This window comes from Pleionea sediminis (genome assembly GCF_007570825.1).
Classification (GTDB): Bacteria; Pseudomonadota; Gammaproteobacteria; order Enterobacterales; family Kangiellaceae; genus Pleionea; species Pleionea sediminis.
The window spans coordinates 1,329,856-1,352,928 of sequence record NZ_SUNB01000001.1 but is presented as its reverse complement, the minus strand read 5'-3'; the positions used below and the strand labels follow the sequence as shown (position 1 = coordinate 1,352,928).

15 protein-coding genes, 1 pseudogene and 1 riboswitch are annotated in these 23,073 nt (G+C 41.5%); of the genes and pseudogenes, 13 read left to right on the top strand and 3 right to left on the bottom strand.

Annotated elements, in window-relative coordinates:
- Position 1: 1 nt before the first annotated feature.
- Positions 2 to 961 carry a glutathione synthase gene (gene gshB, locus FAX86_RS05450; protein WP_144392328.1) on the bottom strand — a complete coding sequence of 320 codons (960 nt, stop codon included), beginning with the start codon at positions 959 to 961 and terminating at the stop codon, positions 2 to 4.
- 308 nt (positions 962 to 1,269) lie between these two features.
- On the opposite strand from gshB, the gene pilG reads away from it, so the two are divergent.
- The 8 genes from pilG (at position 1,270) to FAX86_RS05410 (ending at position 15,435) form a co-directional block, all read left to right on the top strand.
- Positions 1,270 to 1,668 carry a twitching motility response regulator PilG gene (pilG, locus tag FAX86_RS05445; RefSeq protein WP_144392327.1) on the top strand — a complete coding sequence of 133 codons (399 nt, stop codon included), beginning with the start codon at positions 1,270 to 1,272 and terminating at the stop codon, positions 1,666 to 1,668.
- Positions 1,669 to 1,720: 52 nt separating this feature from the next.
- On the top strand, positions 1,721 to 2,086 hold the full coding sequence (pilH, locus tag FAX86_RS05440; RefSeq protein ID WP_144392326.1) for a twitching motility response regulator PilH: 366 nt from the start codon (positions 1,721 to 1,723) through the stop codon (positions 2,084 to 2,086).
- A gap of 41 nt (positions 2,087 to 2,127) precedes the next feature.
- Positions 2,128 to 2,667 carry a chemotaxis protein CheW gene (locus FAX86_RS05435; protein ID WP_144392325.1) on the top strand — a complete coding sequence of 180 codons (540 nt, stop codon included), beginning with the start codon at positions 2,128 to 2,130 and terminating at the stop codon, positions 2,665 to 2,667.
- Between the two features lie 69 nt (positions 2,668 to 2,736).
- The gene (locus FAX86_RS05430) at positions 2,737 to 4,809 is read left to right on the top strand and encodes a methyl-accepting chemotaxis protein (RefSeq protein WP_144392324.1); all 2,073 of its coding nucleotides are present in this window, start codon (positions 2,737 to 2,739) and stop codon (positions 4,807 to 4,809) included.
- A gap of 21 nt (positions 4,810 to 4,830) precedes the next feature.
- Positions 4,831 to 5,706, top strand: a complete 876-nt coding sequence (locus tag FAX86_RS05425; RefSeq protein WP_144392323.1) for a CheR family methyltransferase — start codon at positions 4,831 to 4,833, stop codon at positions 5,704 to 5,706.
- Positions 5,707 to 5,730: 24 nt separating this feature from the next.
- Positions 5,731 to 12,273 carry an Hpt domain-containing protein gene (locus FAX86_RS05420; RefSeq protein WP_144392322.1) on the top strand — a complete coding sequence of 2,181 codons (6,543 nt, stop codon included), beginning with the start codon at positions 5,731 to 5,733 and terminating at the stop codon, positions 12,271 to 12,273.
- A complete protein-coding gene (locus FAX86_RS05415) occupies positions 12,274 to 14,952 on the top strand; it encodes a chemotaxis protein CheB (protein WP_144392321.1) in 2,679 nt (892 codons plus the stop codon).
- Between the two features lie 18 nt (positions 14,953 to 14,970).
- Positions 14,971 to 15,435 carry a chemotaxis protein CheW gene (locus FAX86_RS05410; RefSeq protein ID WP_144392320.1) on the top strand — a complete coding sequence of 155 codons (465 nt, stop codon included), beginning with the start codon at positions 14,971 to 14,973 and terminating at the stop codon, positions 15,433 to 15,435.
- A gap of 16 nt (positions 15,436 to 15,451) precedes the next feature.
- Here FAX86_RS05410 and FAX86_RS05405 read toward each other — a convergent pair whose 3' ends face one another.
- Positions 15,452 to 16,015, bottom strand: coding sequence for a thioredoxin family protein (locus tag FAX86_RS05405; protein ID WP_144392319.1), 564 nt, complete (start codon positions 16,013 to 16,015; stop codon positions 15,452 to 15,454).
- Positions 16,016 to 16,389: 374 nt separating this feature from the next.
- Here FAX86_RS05405 and metK point away from each other — a divergent pair, with 374 nt between their 5' ends.
- The 4 genes and pseudogenes from metK to FAX86_RS05385 all read left to right on the top strand — a co-directional run bounded on the left by metK (position 16,390) and on the right by FAX86_RS05385 (position 21,371).
- Complete coding sequence (metK, locus tag FAX86_RS05400; protein ID WP_144392318.1) at positions 16,390 to 17,550, top strand: methionine adenosyltransferase; 1,161 nt, start codon at positions 16,390 to 16,392, stop codon at positions 17,548 to 17,550.
- A 15-nt stretch (positions 17,551 to 17,565) separates the two neighbouring features.
- A riboswitch (S-adenosyl-L-homocysteine riboswitch) is annotated at positions 17,566 to 17,644 on the top strand.
- A 20-nt stretch (positions 17,645 to 17,664) separates the two neighbouring features.
- The gene (ahcY, locus tag FAX86_RS05395; protein ID WP_246128501.1) at positions 17,665 to 19,101 is read left to right on the top strand and encodes an adenosylhomocysteinase; all 1,437 of its coding nucleotides are present in this window, start codon (positions 17,665 to 17,667) and stop codon (positions 19,099 to 19,101) included.
- Between the two features lie 224 nt (positions 19,102 to 19,325).
- Positions 19,326 to 19,696 (top strand): annotated as a pseudogene (tnpA, locus tag FAX86_RS05390) (IS200/IS605 family transposase).
- A gap of 196 nt (positions 19,697 to 19,892) precedes the next feature.
- The gene (locus FAX86_RS05385; protein WP_144392317.1) at positions 19,893 to 21,371 is read left to right on the top strand and encodes an RHS repeat-associated core domain-containing protein; all 1,479 of its coding nucleotides are present in this window, start codon (positions 19,893 to 19,895) and stop codon (positions 21,369 to 21,371) included.
- A gap of 461 nt (positions 21,372 to 21,832) precedes the next feature.
- Here the strand turns inward: FAX86_RS05385 and crp are convergent, their stop codons facing one another.
- On the bottom strand, positions 21,833 to 22,468 hold the full coding sequence (crp, locus tag FAX86_RS05380; RefSeq protein WP_144392316.1) for a cAMP-activated global transcriptional regulator CRP: 636 nt from the start codon (positions 22,466 to 22,468) through the stop codon (positions 21,833 to 21,835).
- A gap of 141 nt (positions 22,469 to 22,609) precedes the next feature.
- Here crp and FAX86_RS05375 point away from each other — a divergent pair, with 141 nt between their 5' ends.
- On the top strand, positions 22,610 to 23,011 hold the full coding sequence (locus FAX86_RS05375; protein WP_144392315.1) for an OsmC family protein: 402 nt from the start codon (positions 22,610 to 22,612) through the stop codon (positions 23,009 to 23,011).
- Positions 23,012 to 23,073 lie beyond the last annotated feature (62 nt).

Here is a 23,073-nt window from a genome sequence, read left to right as displayed (position 1 = left end):
ATTAATTGCTACGTTTTGTTAGTTCTTTTTCTAATACATTCCATAGTTTAGCAGGAATCTCAGTATCAAATTTCGAATCAATTTCTCGGATGCATGTTGGGCTTGTTACATTGATTTCTGTGAGATGGCCGCCGATGATATCCAGACCAACAAAATAGAGGCCTCTTTTCTTCAGCTCTGGGCCAACAATATCGGCAATTCTTTGCTCTTCTTCAGTTATTGCCATTGGTACGCCTCTTCCACCTGCGGCAAGGTTACCTCGGGTTTCTCCATCCGCCGGTATTCGTGCGAGAGTATATGGAATGGCTTCTCCGTTGACCATTAGTATTCTCTTATCTCCTTCTGTGATGGCAGGAATAAATTTTTGCGCCATGGCAAGTTGGGCTCCATGTTGGGTTAGCGTTTCAATAATAACGCTAACATTGGGATCACCAGTTTTTATGCGGAAAATCGAAGCTCCGCCCATTCCATCGAGTGGCTTCAAAATTACGTCGTTTTGATTTTTGATGAAATCTTTGATTAGGTTTGCGTTGGCTGTAACTAATGTTTTGGGACAAAGCTCGGGAAACCAGGCTGTAAATAGTTTTTCATTACAGTCTCGTAAACTTGCAGGGTGATTGACTACCAGACTTCCACCTTCTTCAGCTCGCTCTAAAATGTAGGTTGCATAAACAAAGTTCATGTCGAACGGAGGATCTTTACGCATTAAAATGATATCTAACTGCGTCAAGTCGATATCTTGTTCAGAACCTAATTTAAACCAGCAGTTCTCGTCTTCAAATACGTCAAGAGGCGCACATAGTGCGAAAGGCTTCCCATCTCTAAGCAGTAGATTTTCAATTTCAATATAAAATATGTGATGATTACGCGCTTTTGCCTCCAGAAGCATGGCAAAAGTGCTATCTTTTTTAATGTTGATCTTGGATATTGGATCCATGACAACGCCAACAGAGATGGGCATGATTAGACTCCGTGGTGGTAAATCAGTATAAAGGTGTTGAGCACATTTGTGCTTTAATTAAGAGACTGTATTTATTTCGAATCGTGAGTATATCGTTCAAAGGCTTCATTCTCTAGTAGTTACAGATTTTCAAAAATAGCGATTTTACTTTAGCTTTGTTAGCTAACTTATTCTATATTAAGTAAAATCAGAGTGGATCAATAGATTCACTTATGGTAAAACCGGTGCTATAGAGGGTGAATAATTGTTTGTGTATCTCAATTAATGATATAAAGTGGGCGTTTTACAATACCCACGAGGGTGTGTGAATGGAAAATTCCTTCGAAGGCTTAAAAGCAATGGTGATCGATGATAGTAAGACTATCCGTCGAACAGCAGAAACTTTACTCAAAAAGGTTGGCTGCGAAGTTGTCACCGCGACTGATGGTTTCGACGCGTTGGCAAAAATTGCAGATCATAAGCCGGACATAATTTTCGTTGATATTATGATGCCTCGACTCGATGGTTATCAGACTTGTGCTTTAATTAAAAATAACAAAGCGTTTCAATCAACGCCTGTGATTATGTTGTCGAGTAAAGATGGTTTGTTTGATAAAGCGAAAGGGCGCATCGTAGGTTCTGACCAGTATCTCACCAAGCCTTTTAGTCGAGACGAATTACTCAATGCTATTCGATCGCATGTTAGTGGCACCCAGCAAACTGCTTAGGGTGGAACCTTTTAATTTTAATGAATATCCTGAAGTAAGAGGGGGATTTTAAATGGCACGCGTATTAATCGTAGACGATTCGCCTACAGAAACGCATGTTCTTAGTAGCATTTTGGACAAGCATGGACATGAAGTGCTGACTGCAGAAAATGGTGAAGCAGGCATTGAGGTTGCAAAAGCAGAAAAACCCGATTTAGTTTTGATGGACGTAGTTATGCCCGGACTTAACGGTTTTCAGGCAACTCGTCATCTTAAGAAAGATCCTGAAACATCGAACATCCCAGTCATCATTGTAACAACTAAAGATCAGGAAACTGACAAGATTTGGGGTATGCGTCAAGGCGCTAAAGACTACCTCACGAAACCTGTGCAAGAGAGCAATTTGATGAAAGTCATTAACTCAGTTCTTGAGGGTTAATGGGGGTATCCAAGACTCTAGGATAAGGTCGCCTATTAAGTATGGTTGAAGCTACAAATAATCCCGCTTTTGAAATTCTAGCGGACATCGAACAGCGCAGCTATGGCGCTTCAGCTGTACCTCGTGCCGAGCAGTCGGGACGTTTCTGGACAGGTATCGGCTTTCGTTTGAATGAAAGTCGATACGTTGCACCACTTCAGGAAGTCGCTGAAATTTTACGAATGCCAAATTACACCAAAGTTCCCGGGGCTCGTTCTTGGGTCAAAGGCATTGCGAATATTCGCGGCACTCTTTTGCCCATTATGGATTTGCATGGCTTTTTGGGGCGAAAAGTTCCATCGTCTATGAGGCAACAGCGGGTTCTCGTTATTCAACATAATGGTATCGATAGTGGAATTATCGTTGATGAAGTTTTAGGGCTTCAGCATTTTGAGGACAGTGAGCGTATCACTGACGTTAATGATGATGAGGCCATTACACCTTTCCTTTCAGGCCGTTTTGAGCGAGGCGGTGACGAGTGGAAAGTTTTCAGTCCTTATGCTTTGGCTGAGCACCCCTCGTTTTACGAGGTAGCACTTTAATACATTGGCATTCGGCGTGCCGACGTATTGAATACATTTTCATAAAGTTACGTAGTTGGGAAATAAACTATGAATGCACCAGTAAAAGATAAAAATCTACAAGAAGGTGGGAGTTCTGCCCGATTTGTAATCTTCTTTCTCTCCCTCTCTCTGATTGTAACGATAGCAAATTTATTTATGGGTTATCGTACCGGTAACAATGTTCAGAGTTGGTCAGAGAAAGCTGAGGATCTTCGTGTAATTTCTCAAGAAATTGCAAAGAATGCGTCAGAGGCTGCTCAAGGTACGCAGCCTGCGTTTGAGGCTCTCGGAAAATCGGTGGCTCGTTTCGATTATTTAGTAGAGCAATTAGACAATGTGCAGGGAAGTAATCCTTTAACCAAAATTGATGATACGCCTGACTATATAAAAACAAATGAGTTTTCCGCTCTTAGAAGCACTTGGGCAGACGTTAAAGGTGACGCTGATGTCATATTACAGAGTGAAGAAACGGTTACTGGTCTTTATTCTATTCAAGCTGAATTGTCAGCAACTATTCCTCAAATTCAATTTCTCTACACGACAGTCAACGATATCTTGCTAGATTCTGGTGCATCTGGTGAGCAAACGTTTTACTCAACTCGCCAATTATTTACTGCCGAACGTATCGTTCAGAGTTTCCAAAAAGTTTTACAAGGTGGAGGCGATTCTGCAAATGCCGCTGAAAACTTTGGGCAAGATGTGGAGCAATTTGGCGGAGTTCTTGATGGGATGCTAAATGGTGATGCCATGATGGGCATCAGTCGAGTAAGAAACCCGGAAGCTCGTGAAGCTCTGAATGAAGTGGCAACTCTATTTCAGAGTGTAAAAGAAAACGTGGATTACGTAATCGGGCAAACGGATGCATTATTTAAAGTGCAAGAATCCTCTTCACGTATTTTTGATCGCTCGAACAAACTGTTCGATCAAGCGGATCTTCTCGCTGACGCTTATCGTAATTATGGAACTAAGCTCGATTACAATACGGGTAATTATTTAGTTTCAATCGGTGGCGGAGCGTTTATTCTCTTTTTCTTATTTCTCTTAACACTACAAATTCGAAGCGCGGATAAACGTCGAGAAGCGCAAGTGCGGGTTCAAGCTGATAGAGAAAGAGAGCAAAACGAAAGAAATCAACAAGCGATCATTCGACTTCTTGATGAAATGGAAGGACTGGCTGACGGGGATTTAACAGCCAATGCAACGGTAACCGAGGATTTCACGGGAGCGATAGCCGATGCGATGAACTATACCATCGACCAACTCAGGTCTCTGGTATCGACGATAAACGAATCGGTTTCTCGACTTTCAAGTGCAACAGAAGAAACCCAGGGCATATCGAACGAACTGGCACAAGCATCTAAAAATCAGGCGCAGGAAATTACTGGGGCGTCTGCCGCGATCAACGAAATGGCGGTATCGATTGAGCAAGTATCTGCAAACGCAGCTGAATCCACCCAGGTTGCGGAAAAGTCGGTTGATATCGCTAAGAAAGGTTCCGAAGTTGTACGGAATACAATTCGCGGGATGGATACTATTCGTGAGCAAATACAAGAAACTTCAAAACGTATTAAACGTCTGGGTGAATCATCACAGGAAATCGGTGATATCGTATCGTTGATCAACGATATCTCCGAACAAACAAACATACTCGCACTTAACGCGGCAATACAGGCATCGATGGCGGGTGAAGCCGGACGTGGTTTCGCGGTTGTTGCCGACGAGGTACAGCGACTGGCGGAACGTTCCGGTAACGCAACCAAACAGATTGAAGCTCTGGTAAAAACGATCCAGACGGATACTAACGAAGCGGTTATATCGATGGAAGCTTCGACATCTGAGGTGGTACGTGGAGCAAGGTTGGCACAAGATGCGGGTGTTGCACTGGAAGAAATCGAACGCGTATCGTCAAATCTTGCGGAATTAATCCAAAACATATCGAACGCCGCGAGACAGCAAGCTGCCTCGGCCGGTCACGTATCTAATACGATGAATGTAATCCAAGAAATCACTAACCAAACTCTGCAAGGTACATTAAATACAGCAAGCAGTATCGGTAAATTGGCCGAACTGGCAGATGAGCTCAACGGCTCTGTTGCCGGATTTAAATTACCAGAAATGTAAGCAACGGGATAACAGCCTAATATGGCGGCTTATGATCAAATGCCAGATATGGACTCAGAAGAGTTCAAACGTTGGCAGTCATTATTGGAAGAGCGAACCGGTGTTTGGTTGTCTGAAAATAGAAAATCTTTTCTGATAACCAATCTAGCGCAACGCATGCGAGAAAAAGGTTTCGACTCATACCAAGCTTATTTTGAAAGTCTAGACCGAAGTGTGGGCTCGGCAGTTGAGTGGGCGAGTCTCGTCGATCTATTAACGGTTCATGAAACGCGATTCTTTAGAGATAACGAGTCTATTGAGCTGGTTAAAAAGCACGTTGAAAAAATGATTAAAAATGCTTCTAAATCCGATTCAGCCCAGCCATTAAACGCGCAAGTTTGGAGTGTTGGTTGTTCTACGGGCGAAGAAGTGTACAGCTTGGCAATGATGTTAAGCGATTTGGATACCTCTAAACTAGAGCGTACGAAAAAGTTTTATTTTGGATTAACAGGAGTCGATATTAGCTTTCCCGCTTTAGCTCAAGCAAGGGAAGGTATTTATCATCAAAGACGATTGATGCATGTATCTCCTGTCTTAATCGAAAAATATTTCGACAGTTTAGCTGATGGTTATTATCAGGTGAAAAATCAACTCAGGCATCGAACCTGTTTCGTTCAGGCAAATATACAAGAACTTGAGTCGTCGCCAAAGCAGTTATACGACGTGATCTATTGCCAAAATGTATTGATTTATTTTCAAAATAATCGACGCCAACAAATTGTTGAACAGCTAGTTAACCGACTTGCACCTGGTGGATTATTAGTATTAGGACCCGGAGAGCTTAATAATCTTTCCCACCCTTTAATAGAAAAAGTATCCACCAAACACTGCCAAGCTTATTTACGTGCTGGTGGTTAAAAACAGAAGTTACACGGAGCAGGCATGATGGCCGATTCGAATGAACAATTAGCACTGGGTTGGGTGCGCAAAGAAATAAACAAATCTCTGGATCAAGCACGTCAGGGTTTGGAAGCCTTTGCCGAAAATGACAGTGATGTTACGCAAATACGTTTTTGTATAAGCTGTTTGCATCAAGTACGCGGTACTCTACAAATGTTAGAGTTTCGTGGTGCTGCACTGTTTGCTGAAGAAATGGAATATCTGGCTCAAGCAATTGCTGATGGAAAATTTGTTGCTAAAGAAAAAGCTTTAGAAGTTTTGATGGCAAGCATGTTGCAGCTGCCATCTTATCTGGATCGCGTTCAATCAGGTCAACGAGATGTTCCAGTTATATTGTTGCCGCTACTTAACGACTTGCGCAGCTCGCGTGGAGCAGGACCTGTTTCTGAGAGTGCTATATTCACACCTGATATTTCTGGTGTGGAGCCTCCATCATCTGCAGCAGGTAAAAAGCCTGTCGACGAAAAATCTTTCTCTGAATTTGCAAAGAAATTTCGTGCTCATTATCAAAAAGGTTTACTTAATGTAATGCGCGGACAGGGTGTCAAAGAAGGCATCCAGCGAATGCATAAGGTTCTAGAAAAGCTTGAAGAAGTTACCTCTGGATATTCTGTTGCGCATTTGTGGTGGGTTGCCGATGGATTTTTGTTTTCGATCCTTGAAAAGGGATTATACAAAGACGCTGCGGTTCACGGTTTATTAGGAAAAATAGACCGTCATATAAAACGTCTCGCAGATCTTGGGGCAAAAGCTCTAGAAGACACTATTCCAGATGAATTATTGCAAAACTTACTGTATTACGTTGCTAAATCAACTTCTAAAAATGAGAAAGTTGTTCGTTTAAAAGAGCGCTTTAACTTAAGTTCTAGCATGCTTACAGACGATGAAGTTGAAGAACAGCGACGTCGATTGAAAGGCCCAGACAGTGGCGCGATAGAAACTGTTGTTAGTGCGATAAACGATGATTTAATTAATGTAAAAGATACGCTCGACTTGTTTGTTAGAGGTGGCGATAAGAGCAATAGTAAAATAAAAGATCTTTTACCTAGCTTAAAGCAAATTACTGACACGCTTGGAATTTTAGGGCTTGGTATACCACGGGATGTTATTAAGCAACAAATCGCAACACTCCACAAAGTTGTTGAGTCAGGTGAAGAAATATCTGATGCAATTGTAATGGACGTAGCTGGAGCGTTACTTTTTGTTGAAGCTAACTTGGCGAATGTGAAGTCTGAAGATGTTGGCTTATCTGAAGAAAATACTCCTGAAGAACTGGCACAAAAACAAGATCAAGCTGCTGCAGAAGCGCAGCTTGACGATGCCAAAATGCAGTTACTTAAAGCCAGCCGTGGTAATTTGCAAAAAGCAAAAGAGAAAGTTGTCGATTTTATCGCATCGTCTTTTAACTTCGACCTCCTAAATGATGTCCCCATGCTGTTGATTGAGATTCAAGGCGGACTTCAAATTGTAGGCTTTTCAGAAGCGTCGGAGCTTTTGGCTAAAGCCCATGAATTTATCGAGCGACGACTATTAAAAGATCACTATAAGCCTGAAGAAAAAGTCATGGATGCTTTGGCTGATATTGTGACTTCAGTTGAATACTGCCTTGAGAATTATGGTGAAGTTGCTTCGGCAGCAACACATTCAATACTGAAAGCGGCTAAAAATAGCGAAGCAATATTAGATGAAGAGCTTGCGAAAGCTAGCCCTGAGCAACCTCCTGAGGTTACTCCTGAACCTGAAGTTGAAAAAGAAGTTACTCCAACGGAGCCCAAGCAGCCTGAATCGAAGCCAGCTGAAGCAGCGGCAGAGCCTCCCAAGCAACCGCAAAAGGAGCCTGAAAAGCCACAACCAGCAAAAGATTTCGATGAATCGCTTATCGATGACGATGTTTTAGAAATCTTTTTAGAGGAAGCGGAAGAAGAGCTTGAGAGTATTAATAGTCTTTATCCTAAATTGGTTGCTGATCGTGATGATTCTGAATCTTTATCAACAATAAGACGCTCGTTCCATACTTTAAAAGGAAGTGGTCGGTTGGTCGGTGCGAGCCTAGCTGGAGAGCTGGCTTGGTCGATCGAAAATATGCTAAATCGTGTTATTGATGAAACGATCAATCTGGATAAAGATGCTCTCGATGTCATGAAAGATGCAACAGATTTCATGCCTAAACTGGTAGATGCGTTCTCTAAAAATAAAGTTCCAGATGAAACACCAGATGAAATAATGGCGCGGGCTCATGCCATCGCTAAAGGTGAAAAATATGTTGCGCCAACAGCTGAGGAAAAACCCGCAGAACCTGTTGCTACTGAGACACCACCGCCTGTTGAAGAAACGCCCCCGCAAGTTGAAGAAACAACTCCTCAGGTTGAAGAACAAGAACCTGAAATTACTCCGGATGTTGAAGTAATATCTTTAGAGCCAGAACCGGAAGAAGAGTCTGTTCCTGAACCTCAATTGGAAGAAGAAGCAATTGAGTTACCGGAAGAGGAAGTTCCAGAAATTGAATTGACCGAAGAAGAAATTCCAGAACTCAGTGAAGAAGATTCTGAAGGTGACTTTGAGCCTGTCGGTGTTGATGATGTGCTTGAAATTTCTGAGAGCATGGCAGAAGAGTCAGACGAAGAAGATATACCTGCTTTAGATTTGTCTGATAGTGAGGCCGACGTAGAATCTTTGGATACAGATTTTCCTGATGTCGAAGAGCCTGAATCGGCTCGTCCACAAATCGGAGCTTCAAAAGCAACAGAAGAATCGATTAGTTCTGATATTGATCCCGTATTACTTGAAATATTTGTTCATGAAGCTGAAGGTCACTTAGAAGTCATCACTAATACGATTGATAATTGGCAGAATGAGCATGGTTCAAAAGCAACAGATGAACTTTTAAGAGCAATGCATACCTTAAAAGGTAGTGCTCATATGGCCGAGGTGCCTGAGGTTGCTGATTTAGCTGGACCCCTTGAATCCTTAGTAAAAGAGTTTAAACAACGGGACGTTAGCCTTCATGATGATTTTAGAGATGCCTTAGTTGATGCGAATGAGTATTTAGGACATTGCATTGACTCATTGAAATCACATAAGCATTACATCAGCGATCAAAAAGACAAGTTGATGCAAGTATTCAATGACCAACGGTCTGCATTGTTGCAATTATCAGGAGAGCCACAGTCTAAAGAAGCTCCTGTTGTTCATCGCGATCCAGAATTATTAAGTATTTTCCTTGCAGAGGGAATGGACATTGTTTCTGAAGCTCAAGACTTATTGAATACTTGGCAAAATAAAGGTTCTATTGAAGCTCAACATAATTTGCAAGCTGAAATGCACACCTTAAAGCGTGGTGCGAATATGGCAATGCTTGAAGAGGTTGAGTCTTTGGCCACCGCACTTGAAAGTTTCGTATCAAAGCCCGATCAATTAACAATGGATGACGAATTTTATACTCTGGGATCTCGCGCATTAGACTGCGTGCTGGAGCTATTAAATACGGCCGCTGTTGAGCACAAACTTGATGACCCAAGTGAGCTCATTCAAGAGCTCAAAGAGTGGCATGCTAAAAAGGCAACGTCTCAACCACAAATTGTTACTCATAAACCAGAGCCTGTTGAGGAATCTGAAGAAGTTTCTGAGACCATTCGTCCGGAAGATGTTCATGAAGCCGAAGATGAAATTGACGAAGAATTACTTGAGTTCTTCCTTGAAGAAGCAGAAGAACTGATTGAAGAAATTGAAACTAACTTAGAGAGTTGGAGCGAAAAGCCACAAGATCTATTGCCGGTTAATAATCTTCAAAGAAATTTGCATACTTTTAAAGGTAGTGCTCGTATGGCGGGCATCATGAGCGTTGGTAATCTTGCGCATGCCTTAGAAGATTTATATGAGGCCATTAACACTGAGCAATTAGAGCCATCGCCTGCACATGCGCAACTTTCTTATGAAGTATTGGATAATTTCCGCAATGTTGTCGAACAACTAGGTGACGACGGAAGTTATGATCAAGATGAATCGCTCATTGAAAAAATACGAAAAGCGATTGCAGGTGAAGCGATCTCTATTACTGAGCCTGAAACTACTCCGGCTGAAACTGTCGAAGAAGAGCAAGTAACAGAAACGCCTGAACAAGCTGCTGAACAACCAGCAGAGGCTGAAGCTCCTGCCGCGGAAGGTGAAGTACATAAAGTTGAATTAGATGAGGATGGCGAGGAAGTCCTCGAAATTTATCTTGAAGAAGCTGAGGAAATTCTGCAAAACATGGATGAAGCACTTCAACATTGGAGTGCCGAACCATCAAATAAAGAAGACATCGAAAAATTACAACGAAGTCTTCATACGCTGAAAGGTGGTGCACGACTTTCTAATCTTGAGTCATTGGGTAATTTAACTCACGAACTAGAAACCTATTTTGAAAAAGTAGCTGAAGGTTCTATTGAACCCAAACCAACTCATATTCAATTTGTAATGCGCGGTTATGATGTCATTCATAAGATGGTTGATGAAGTTGGTGCTTCAAGAATGTTAACCACACCTGCTGCTTATATGGAGCAGTTAGACGTTCTTAGTAAGACAGGAGACTTACCGGCAGCGCCAGCTCAAACTTCTGTTCCAGCTCCGAAAACAGAAGCGGATGTTGTTCCAATTGTAAAACCCGAAAAGAAAAGACCTGCGGAAAAGCGCGAGCGAAAAGCGTCGGGTGATAAAGATAAGCGCGCGAAGCAACAAGAAGTTGTGCGTATAGCTTCCGACCAACTAGAAAGTCTGGTTAATCTGTCGGGTGAGACCTCAATATTTAGAGCGCGTCTTGAACAGCAAGTGACGGTGCTAAGATACAACCTTGATGAGATGACGCAAGCGCTAGAGCGAATGCGGGAGCAATTGCGTAATCTTGAAATAGAAACGGATGCACAAATTGAGTATCGACGTGAAATAGCGGGTGTCGATTATGAAGAGTTTGATCCGCTAGAGTTTGACCGTTACACACGTCAACAGGAATTAACTCGAAGCCTTGGTGAGTCGGCGGCTGACCTTGCAAACTTAAGAGATACTATCGATAACCTGGCTTCTGATTCGGAAACTTTGCTGTTGCAGCAAGGACGAGTGAATACCGAAATGTCCGAACGTTTAATGCGGACACGTATGGTTCCTTTTGAAAGCTTGGTTCCACGACTGAGAAGAATTGTGCGTCAAATTGGTAATGAATTGAACAAAGCCGTTGACTTGTCTATCGTGGCAGAAGGTGAGATGGATCGCACAGTACTTGAGCGTATGATTGCTCCGATTGAGCACATGCTTCGAAATGCCATGGACCACGGTATTGAAAATCCTGAAGAGCGTCAAACTTCTGGTAAGTCTGAGACCGGTAAAATCAGAATTCGTTTATACCGTGAAGGTTCAGAAATATTTATAGAAATACAGGATGATGGTCGTGGATTAAACATGAGTGCTATTAAAAAGAAGGCACTCGAAAGAGGATTAATTACCGAGCAGTCTGAATTAAGTGATCATGAGTTACAGCAAATGATTTTTGAAGCAGGCTTCTCGACGGCACAAAAAGTGACTCAAATCTCGGGTCGTGGTGTCGGGATGGACGTTGTAAGTAGTGAAATTAAGCAAATGGGTGGGGTTGTTGAGATCCACTCAGAGCAAGGTAAAGGTGCCACCTTTACGGTTAAACTTCCTTTCACGGTGTCCGTGAACCAGGCATTAATGATCAAAGTCGGCGAAGATGTTTATGCGGTACCGCTAACTAATATTGAAGGTATTGTTCGAGTCAGTCCATTTGAAATACAAGAATATTACGACAATCCTGAAGCACGTTTTGAGTATGCTGGAATGCCATATCACATGCGTTATATGGGTAATTTGCTAGACCACCATACTCGCCCCGATTTAGAAGGCATTACTAAGCCTTTACCTGTACTTTTGTTGCATGGCGCAGAGCATCCGACAGCTGTTCAAGTTGATGAATTGATGGGTAGCCGTGAGATCGTTGTGAAATCTGTTGGCCAACAATTAAGTCTTTTAAGCGGCTTGTCTGGCGCAACAATTCTTGGTGATGGCCGAGTCGTATTAATACTTGATGTACCTGCATTAACGCGTCGTGCAGATGCTGTCATGGATATTGACTCCGCAGTTTATGAAGAAGTTGAAGAAGATAAAGTACCGACCGTAATGGTTGTTGATGATTCGATAACGGTCCGTAAAGTTACACAGCGCTTGTTACAACGTCATGACTATGAAGTTGTTCTGGCGAAAGATGGTGTTGATGCTCTTAATGTTCTTCAAGAACATCAACCTGATGTTATGTTACTCGATATTGAAATGCCTCGAATGGATGGATTCGAACTCGCGACCATCATTCGGCATGATGACAAGTTAAAGAAATTACCTATCATTATGATCACATCTCGTACTGGTGAAAAACACAGAGAGCGAGCTGAGTCAATTGGTGTAAACCGCTACATGGGTAAACCTTATAATGAAGTCGACCTGTTACAAACAATAGAGTCACTATTACCCGGAAAGCAGTAAATGAGTAGTGGGGAAAGTTTATCAATTGGGCTCATCACTTCAGGTGGTGACGAATCTCAACGTTATGCAGAATTGCTTGAGCAACGAGGCATTCCTTTTTTATGCGAAGTTGCTCCTGCAGAAATTACCGCAGAGCATATTGATCGTTCAGATCTCCATATTTGGTTATTGGATATCAATGATGAGGACTGGACCGATCAATTAGATGATTTATTAGACCAGTCTAAAGTGGCTGTATTTTTTCATGAACGAGGATCTCTGACAAAACAGACACATCCAGAATTCTGGATAGAAAAACAAATCGAGCGCCTCTACGATATGGCGGGCGTCGAAATGCCTGCTCAACGACAGGAAAGTCAAGACACTCCTGATTCTCAGCAGTCCTCTGAGTCGGATCAAAGTGACCTTTCTTTAGATAGTGAAGAAACAGACGGTTCCGTTGACCGATTAAATGAGGCAACAGAAATGTTGTCCGATACTCTGCAAGATTTAGCTGATATAGGAGAAGCCAAGTCTGAGTTGGCAGATCCCATTCAACAAGTTGCTGATGAGTTATCGAGTACTCTTGATGTTGTCAGTGAAGATGCAGAGAATGAAACTTCAGCTTCAGAAGATGCACACATTGATAATGATTCATCAGGACTAGAGGATATATCAGAAAACTTATCATCAGTATCAGATTTAATGGATGCCGACAGTTATGACTTGAGTGACGTCGCGGATCAAGATGGGAATGATTCGATTGTTGAGCAGGAAAGCACGAGCGCTAGTTTTAGTGTCGAAAACTATTCGAACGATATGGACAGTTTTGAATCTGAATTAGATGCTTTTCTTGAGTCTAGCGGTCGCGAAGTTGTAGAAAAAGAAAATTCAAAAGAAGAGTTAGATGAGCCCGAAGAACCAGTGGCTACTGGATTGACTGTCGAAGATTCTTCAGAATCAAAAAGCGATGAGAGCATCGTTAATGAAGAGTCTCCGATGTTGCTAGATGAAGAACAACACTCATCGGACCAAGAAAGTTTTACTGACTCGTATGAAAGTGAACCCCCGGCATTAAATCGTGAAGATCATACTGAAAAGCCAGAACCATTTTTTGAAGCACCAGAGGGTTTCGATTTAGATGAAGATGACTCAAGTTTTGAGCTATCGGATAGTGATGAGCTTTCATCAGAAGAAGCCTTCGATTTGTCAGATGGGCTCGAACTGAGTATTGAAGACGAAAGAAAATCGGAGATCGAGTCCGATTCACAAGAACAAAATATTGTTGAACAACATGAAAGTCTTGATCTTGGAGGTGAGTTAGATTCAACTCCCGATTTCGAAAACACTAAAGACAATGACTCTACTGAAGATTTTTCACTAAGTTTTGATTCAGAGGATAATTTTTCAGGAAAAGTCGAGCCATCATTTGATACGCTCGATTCTCAGGAAGAATTTAACCTTGAGTTAGATTTGTCGAGCGATGGTGACTCGAATAACTCTCAATCTGATTCTGAATCGAGTGATATTAGTTTTGATTCTTCAGAATGGACGTTAGAAACAGATTCTGACTCAGAAGAAGTTAATGACTCCATAACTCCAATAGATGCCACCGAATCAGAACTCTCTTTGAGTTTAGAAGCAGAAGATGAAAGCGATGATTCAAGTGATGAAGAATTTTCACTCGATATTGAAGATCATGAAATAGATGAACTTGAGTCTAAATCAGAGTCACCGACGTTGTCTTCAGAAGATCATCAAGAATTAGAATTAAACGAACTGGGTGAAAGTTTAATGAATGAAGGATTGGAATTTTCTACGGACACTAATCCTGTTGTTCATCCTGATGAGGAATCATTGGGTGATGTTTACCCCACGGATCTTCCTGAACATGAATTAGAATGGAAGGAGCACCCAACAGAACATGAAAATGGTTCTATTTCAGGACAAGAGTTTTTAGAGTCGGATGACGCTCAGAACGAAAGTTTGGAATTAGGAGTTCCCGAAAGCGAAATTGAACTAGCAGAAGTTGAAGAGAACGAAGATATTCCGTTACTTGATGATACCGCTGCAGATATGCAATTTGTTGAACTCGAAGAAGAGTTTGAAGATGTGCCAGACCAACAACTGTGGATTCTTGGGGCTTCGTTAGGTGGGCCGGCTGCGGTAAAGAGGTTTTTGCAAGCTTTACCCGCTGAAACTGAGTCGGCATTTGTTCTTGCACAACATATTGATGAAAGTTTTTTGCCTGTACTTTGTAATATTTTGGATTCTCAAACAGCATTTCGCTCAGTTATTGTTGAGCAGCAAATGAAAATAGAAAAAGGATGTGTTTACATAGCACCAATAAACAGCAAATTAACTTTTGATAAAGATGGCTTTGTTGATGTCACTAGTGAAAAATGGACACCACCTTATTCTCCGTGTATCGATGATGTGATCGTTGAGGCGGGACAAGTGTATCAACATAATTGTGGTGTTATCATATTTTCTGGAATGGGCAATGATGGTAGCGTGGGTGTAGAGCAAGTCGCTAACCATAAAGTCAGAGTTTGGATACAGTCGCCAGAGTCTTGCGCTAACAGCAGCATGCCAGAAAGTATACTTGAGAAAGAAAGAGCGGATTACGTTGGGAATCCAGAAGAACTTGCCGAACACTTAACTGAGTATATGCACAACGCGCGAGTTAAAAGCGCATAACCGATCGAGGTGAATCAAGTGTCAGAATCAACGGTACCAGAAGTTTACAGCTTAATGATTCCAATCATCGAACAAAGCATTCTTCTTCCTAATGCAACGGTTTCCGAGATTGTTCCTTTTAGTGATGTTGAGCTCGATAAAACAGGACCAGATTGGTACATTGGTACAGTTCATTGGCACGGGCAAGATTTGCCGATGGTGTCGCTTGATGTTATGAATGGCGCATCAGATGCGCAAGCAAATAAACGAGCTCGTGTTGCAATAGTAAATACCTTGAATGAACACGAAGACATGACTCACATAGGAATTGTCGTGCAAGGTATACCTAGACTAACCCATGTTACAGAACCTTCTGTTTCCATGGTTGAAGGTGCTGAATTAGGAGCTGCTGATAAAGCCAAAGTGCAAATTGGTTCTATCCAGTCCACCATTCCAGATCTTGATAAAATTGAGTCGTTAATTAGAGAGCTTCGAAGTGCTTAGTTTCAACTGATTGGTTTTAAGCTGGTAATTCTTGCATCCATTTAATACTACTCCCGATAGATGGATTTTGCTGCCACGGCCCTTGTCCGGTGAGAGCAATCTGTCGCATAGCACTGACTAATTCTCGCGGTGCATCAGGTGTCACGTTCTCTCCACTCGAATCGAGTCGTCCCCGGTATTGCAACTCCATACATGCGTTAAATCCGAAAAAATCAGGAGTGCAAACAGCACCATAGCGTTTAGCAACTTCCTGAGTATCATCAACGAGGTAAGGAAAGCTAAAATTGTATTGGTTAGCGACAGTTTTCATGTACGATAATGACTCTTCTGGAAATTGCGATGGATCGCTAGAGTTAATTGCTACCACACCAATTCCCATTTTCTGCAGCTCTTTAGCGTCGTTGACTAAATGTCGGCGAATTGCTTTCACATAAGGACTATCGTTACATATGAACATTACGAGTAGTCCCATTGCACCACGGCATCGCTGCAGATTACAGATGGTTCCGTCGACATTCATTAAAGCAAATTTTGCGGCTGGCCAACCGAAATTACAGGAGGGTGTCTGTAATCTAGACATCAGTTCGATTCCGTGAGTCATTAAATCAATAAATGGCGCGTATTTTATCGGTATTCCCTTGTAATATTAAGACCAAACTTGCGATAAGATTAGCAGTGTGAATTAGTTCACTTTCTAAACATTCGGTCAAAATCGAGATATTTGTAAATATCTAGTGATTCAGTTCCAGAGGATATTTTGTAACGTAGAATCAAGCATTAAAGTCTGATACGTTGAGTAGTCACAAAAAGGGTGAAAGTTGCGTCGGATCACAGTAGAATTGGGCGCATTTGGAAGTCTAGCAGTCTGCTAAAGAGCGTGAGACTCTTATCATATTGAAATCATTGAAGATCCCGAGGGTTCGGGACTTTTATTAACATGAGGATTTATAGCCAATGGCGGAATATCAAATATTTACTTCAGAATCTGTTTCCGAGGGCCATCCCGATAAAATGGCTGACCAGATTTCTGACGCCGTTCTCGATGCAATCATCAAAGACGATGCAAACGCAAGAGTTGCTGTTGAGACCATGGTTAAAACAGGCATGGCAATTATAGCTGGAGAGGTGCGTACCTCGACATATGTCGATTTGGAAGATGTTGTTCGAGAGGTTATTCGAGACATTGGATACACGAGTTCGAAAGTTGGTTTTGACGCAGATAGCTGTGCTGTTTTGAATGCGATCGGTAAGCAGTCGGCTGATATTGCAATGGGTGTAGATGAAGCTGATAATAAAGATTTAGGTGCTGGTGACCAAGGTTTAATGTTTGGGTTTGCAACGAACGAAACAAAAGTTCTCATGCCCGCTCCTATTCATTACTCGCATCGGCTTGTTGAGCGACAAGCTGAAGTTCGCAAAAATGGAAGCTTGCCTTGGCTTAGACCTGATGCAAAGTCACAAATTTCGATGCGTTATGATAATGGTAAACCAGTCGCGATAGATGCTCTCGTTTTATCGACACAGCACGACCCCGAAGTTAGCCAATCACAAATTCATGAAGCCGTGATGGAAGAAATTATTAAACCGGTTATTCCTGCCGAATGGCTTCATAGCGACACTAAGTATCATATAAATCCAACGGGGCAATTTATCATTGGTGGGCCGGTAGGTGATTGTGGACTTACCGGTCGTAAAATTATTGTTGATACATATGGTGGAATGGCCCGACATGGTGGCGGAGCTTTCTCAGGTAAAGATCCTTCAAAAGTCGATCGCTCTGCTGCATATGCGGGACGTTATGTCGCTAAAAATATTGTTGCAGCTGGTTTGGCCGACCGTTGTGAAATTCAAGTGTCTTATGCAATTGGAGTTGCAGAGCCAACTTCAATTTCTATCAACACGTTTGGTACCAACAAAGTTGACGAAGGACGAATGGCAGAGCTTGTTCGTGAACACTTTGATTTACGACCTCAAGGCATTATTGACATGTTAGATTTGAAGCGTCCTATCTACCGAAAAACTGCCGCATATGGCCATTTCGGTCGAGAAGATGTCGATTTTACTTGGGAAAAAACGGATAAAGCAGACGCTTTACGCAAAGCAGCTGGTATATAATAGCAAAATTTCCACCCAACTGAGGGGCGCTGCAGCGGAATATTTCTGTCACGCTCAGTTGGGATCTCACACTTTCTAAGGGCGCCCATTCGAATAGAATGGAGAGACAATAATATGTCGAATGCAGAGCAGAAGGTTCATGATATGACCTCAGATTTTAAAGACTATCATATTAAAGACATTTCTTTGGCTGAGTGGGGCCGCAAAGAAATTAAGATCGCAGAAACGGAAATGCCTGGATTAATGGCAATGCGCGAAGAGTATGGCGACAAGAAGCCGCTTAAAGGCGCTCGTATAGCTGGCTCATTGCATATGACGATTCAAACTGCGGTTCTCATCGAAACTTTAACAGCATTGGGTGCTGAAGTGCGTTGGGCAAGTTGTAATATATACTCAACACAAGATCATGCTGCGGCTGCAATTGCGGCAACAGGCGTCCCTGTTTTTGCCTATAAGGGCGAAACCCTTGAAGAGTACTGGGAATTTACTCATAAAATTCTTGATTTTGGTAATGGCGAAACAGCAAATATGATTCTGGATGATGGCGGTGACGCAACGATGGCTGTCGTTCTAGGTCGAAAAGCGGCTAAAGATATTTCTGTTTTAGACAATCCAGACAGTGAAGAAGCCAAGTTTTGTTTTGCTTCAATTAAAAAGCAGTTAGAAATTGATCCCGAATTTTATGAACGCGCAGCTAAAAGCATTCAAGGGGTTACCGAAGAAACGACGACTGGTGTTAATCGCCTTTATCAAATGCAAAAAGAGCCAGAAGGTTTACCTTTCCCAGCAATCAATGTAAATGATTCAGTAACTAAATCTAAGTTCGATAACTTATACGGCTGCCGTGAGTCGTTGTTAGATGGTATTAAGCGAGCTACTGATGTAATGATTGCGGGTAAAATGGCAGTTGTTGCTGGTTATGGTGACGTTGGTAAAGGTTGCGCGCAATCATTGGCTGCACAAGGCGCAACAGTATTTGTCACTGAAATTGATCCAATCTGCGCACTTCAAGCAACAATGGAAGGTTTCCGAGTTGTAACAATGGAAGAAATGGCTCCTATGGCCGACATCTTCGTTACTACAACGGGCAACTTTAATGTGATTACCGAAGAGCATATGCTTGCTATGAAAGACCAAGCGATCGTCTGCAATATCGGACACTTCGATAATGAAATTGAAGTCGCAAATCTTAAAAAGTACGAGTGGGAAAATATTAAACCACAAGTTGATCATGTCATTTTCCCTGACGGTAAACGCATCATATTGCTTGCTGAAGGTCGCTTGGTGAATTTGGGTTGTGCAACGGGGCATCCAAGTTTTGTTATGTCTGCCTCATTCACTAATCAAACCATTGCACAAATTGAGTTATGGGCAAATGGCGATAACTATGAAAAGCAAGTTTATGTTTTACCAAAACATCTTGATGAAAAAGTTGCTCGATTGCACTTGAAAAAGATTGGAGCCAACTTAACAGAACTTTCAAAAGAACAAGCTGACTACATTGGCGTTCCTGTTGAAGGTCCTTACAAGCCAGATCATTATCGTTATTAAACGTTACTTAGGTGATGTTGCAAAAAGCCCGCATTAAGCGGGCTTTTTTTGTTGTCAGTCTTAAACCACCTCCTATGGAGGTGGTGATCGTTCTTGGGGGCTGTGCCCTAAAGGTGCCCATATTAAATACTTATTTCGTTTTGTTGGCAGCAAAAAGAAGAGAGGTAAATAACATGAGCTGATACAAGCAGGCTTCGCACGTATTTTATAGTTGTCAGTATCACATAGTTTGGACACCTAAATATAGATACAAAATCTTAAAGGGTAATGTCGGAAAAGAGGTTTATAGAAGTATTTATGTATATTGCAGTATGAAAAGGTGTCATGTTGTCGAGTTAAACGTTCAGATTGACCACGTACACTTAGTAGTACGCAACCACCGAGTGTGAGCGTTTCAGACTTAATGGTGTTCATCAAAAGTCGAATAGCAATAAGGTTATTTAATAAGTTTCCGTATTTAAGAAAGAAGAAACTTTAGGGTAACCATTTTTGGCAAAGAGACTACTTTGTTGATTCAGTCGGTGCGAATGAAGAAATTATTCGTAGTTATGTGAAGTACCAAGATATAAAAGCTAAAGAGGATGAAGAGCGTTAAATGAGTTTGGATATGGGGACATAATGAGTAGCCTCCTTCTCTAGTCAGCCTTTAACCACTTCCTATCAAGATGGCTTTTACAATTGTATTCAGATATTTTCGAAATTAATGAGTATCCTCACTGAATTTAGTGGAACGATAGAAAATAAAGCTCGGTCTGATTAGCTCTCAGGAAACTCTCTTTATTTGGCTTTCTATGGATGAACATTCATTCTACGAGCATATCCTTGCTATTCGCATTCCCTGGATTTTTGAACATGTCGAGTTTAACAATCAAGAAAATACCGTTTACGTCAACTTGTCATCGGATAAACAGCAGGCCTATGCTTGTCCGAATTTAGGAAAGTCCGCCAGCTTATACGATAGTCGTCGTATTCGAGAGTTAGAAAAGCAACTGAGATTAGTTGAAGAGGAAAAAGAAATCCTAAAAAGGCTAGCCGCACTTATGGAGAGTTCGTTTTTTTATGACAAAGTGTTGAACTGTTTGTCGAAGACCGAAAGCGGGGTGACGCTCAGTTACGGTTACAACAACAAATCGTTTTTAAGCGATATTACCATCGGCGATGCAACGCGTGAGTTCCAATACGATGCCAATGGCAACATGATACAAAAAGAGGATATGTTTTTTGGATTTAATCAAGCTAATCGACTGAGTTCGATGACTCAAGGTTCAACAACAGCGTCGTATTTATACAACGCGAGAGGCGAAAGAGTTTATAAAGAGGTTAATGGCCAAAAGACTTATTTTGTTTATGATATTACGGGACAATTGATTGCTGAAGCAAGTGACAGTGGTGTAACTAAACAGTATGTTTATTTTAATGGTATGCCTTTAGTTCAGTTTTCTAGCGGGAATACTTATTTCTATCACAATTCTCACTTGGGAACATCTGAGTTTATGACCAATGCCGGTAAATCTGTAGTTTGGGAAGCTCAATACACACCTTTTGGTAAGGCTAATGTTTTATCCCAGATAGTAACCAATAATATTCGATTCCCGGGGCTGTATTTCGATGCAGAGTCTGGGCTTCATTACAATTATTTCCGTGATTACGATCCAGAAACAGGACGTTACATTGAAAGTGATCTGATAGGATTATCGGGAGGCTTAAATACTTATTCTTATGGACTACAAAATCCTATTTATTTCATAGATCCTGATGGTCGGATTCCTTTACCTCTTTTTACTGGTGCGATTGGAGCTCTCGCTGGAGGTATTGGGAATTTAGTTGGACATTTATTTACAGGTGATTGCATTGATTGGGGAAATGTCGCAATTGCTGCAGGTACAGGTTTTGTTGCGGGAGCTGCAGCCCCATTTGTAGCAACAAGCTATGCTGGAGCTATGGCTTTAGGTGCAACAGCGAACGTTGCTCAATATGCTGCAACGCAACTCTCTAATGGCGACCCGATATCTGCTGGAGGTGCTTTAATTAATGCGGGTACAGCAGGGGCTCTTGGTGGTGCAGTTGGAGGTCCAGTCTCTAGATACAGTGGTTTAAGATGGGCTGAAAATTCACCTTGGCTAGATAGTGGAGTTGCTCGAAGTATAAATAATAGTTTGGATGTAGGTGCAAATTCAGGAGCTTCAAATTTAGCTAGAAACCTTGGTGCAGGAGTAACTTCAAATATTGATCCAAATGATGTTGACCCTACTGATGGATGTGATTGCTAATGAAATTACATTTTAATTTGGTTTCTATTTATTTAGTATTTTCGTCGCTTTATATCTGTATGCTAATTGTTGCCTTGACTATAAATTTTCCTGGGCTTTTCGAAATAGAGATAGATATCGAAAAAGAGGCAGTTTTATATAATCGACTTTGTTTTGTTTGTTAGTGCATTTGTTTTTACTGATATTTTACTAAATCAGGTAAGAACAAATATCACCGAGAAAGGCATCGATAAGAAAGGGTTATTTATCTCAAACAGGTTGGAATGTCATGAACTTGAAAGCTGGAATTATAGTAGCACCTTATTAATTCTTTATTTTAATAAAAATAAAAGTGTAAAGTTAAACTCTGCGTTTATAAAAAATATTGAAGAAGTGGTGACGTACTTAAATAGTAATTATCCAAGTTTGGAGAAGTAGTCTGCAACTATTTAAGAGATATTTGAACGTTCATATTCGGTGCTCTAGCGAGCACCGAATATAACCATCGTTTTCCCTTTCACGCGAATGTGTTCTTGCTCTTCGAGTACTTTAAGAACGCGCCCAACCATTTCGCGAGAACATCCGACTATGCGACCTAGTTCTTGTCGAGTAATCTTGATTTGCATGCCTTCTGGATGGGTCATTGCATCTGGCTCTTTACTTAAATCAAGAAGTGCTCGTGCAACACGTCCGGTGACGTCCATAAAGGCCAAGTCGCCGACTTTTCGACTGGTGTTTCTTAGTCGAATTGCCATTTGGGCCGAGAGTCGCATTAATATTTCAGGGTTTTCTGTGGTGAGCTGCTGGAATTTGTTATAGCTGATTTCAGCAATTTCACTCTCGACTTTAGCTTTTACCCAGGCACTGCGGATATCTTGACCATCGAATAAGCCCATTTCTCCAAAGAAATCTCCGGCATTTAGGTAAGCTAAAACAAGTTCTCGTCCATCATTATCTTCAATAACAACACTGACAGAGCCCTCAAGAATAAAATACAATGATTCAGATTTATCACCCTGATAGATTATTGTACTTTTCGCTGGATAACGCCTTCTATGGCAGTGTGAGATGAACCATTCCATCGTTTCGTCTTTGGCTATAAATCTCGGTAATGACATATGAGTCGACGTCCTTTATTAGTCTACCTCTGGAAAGATTATCTTTAACTTTAGCACAAAGTCAAAGTATTGGTGTAGATATAAATAAATCAAGAGCTTATCTTAATGAGTTAACAGTTTACTTAATTTGGAGAATAAACTTTGAAAGCACAAGTCACTTGGCAAAAAAATTTGAACTTCGTCGCAGAATCTGACAGTGGACACCGTATAAATCTTAGCGGAGACGGAGAATTCCTATCTCCAATGGAAGCTGTTTTACAGTCAGTAGGCGCTTGCTCTTCTATTGATGTAGTGATTATTTTAGAAAAAGCACGGCAGCAAATTACAGGGTGTCGTTGCTTATTGGAAGCTGAGAGAGCTCCCAGTGATCCTAAGGTGTTTACCAAAATAATGGCAACTTATGTCATTTCTGGAAAGGACATTTCTGAAAAACATGTGAAGCGCGCGTGTGAGCTTTCATTAGAGAAGTACTGCTCTGTTGCATTGATGCTTAAAGGAAATGTCGAGATCGAGTATCAGTATGAAATTAAAGAAGACGCTTAAGGTAAAGCGAATTTAAAGTTAGGTATCACTTTGTGATTTGACATAAAATGTCTTGACGTTGT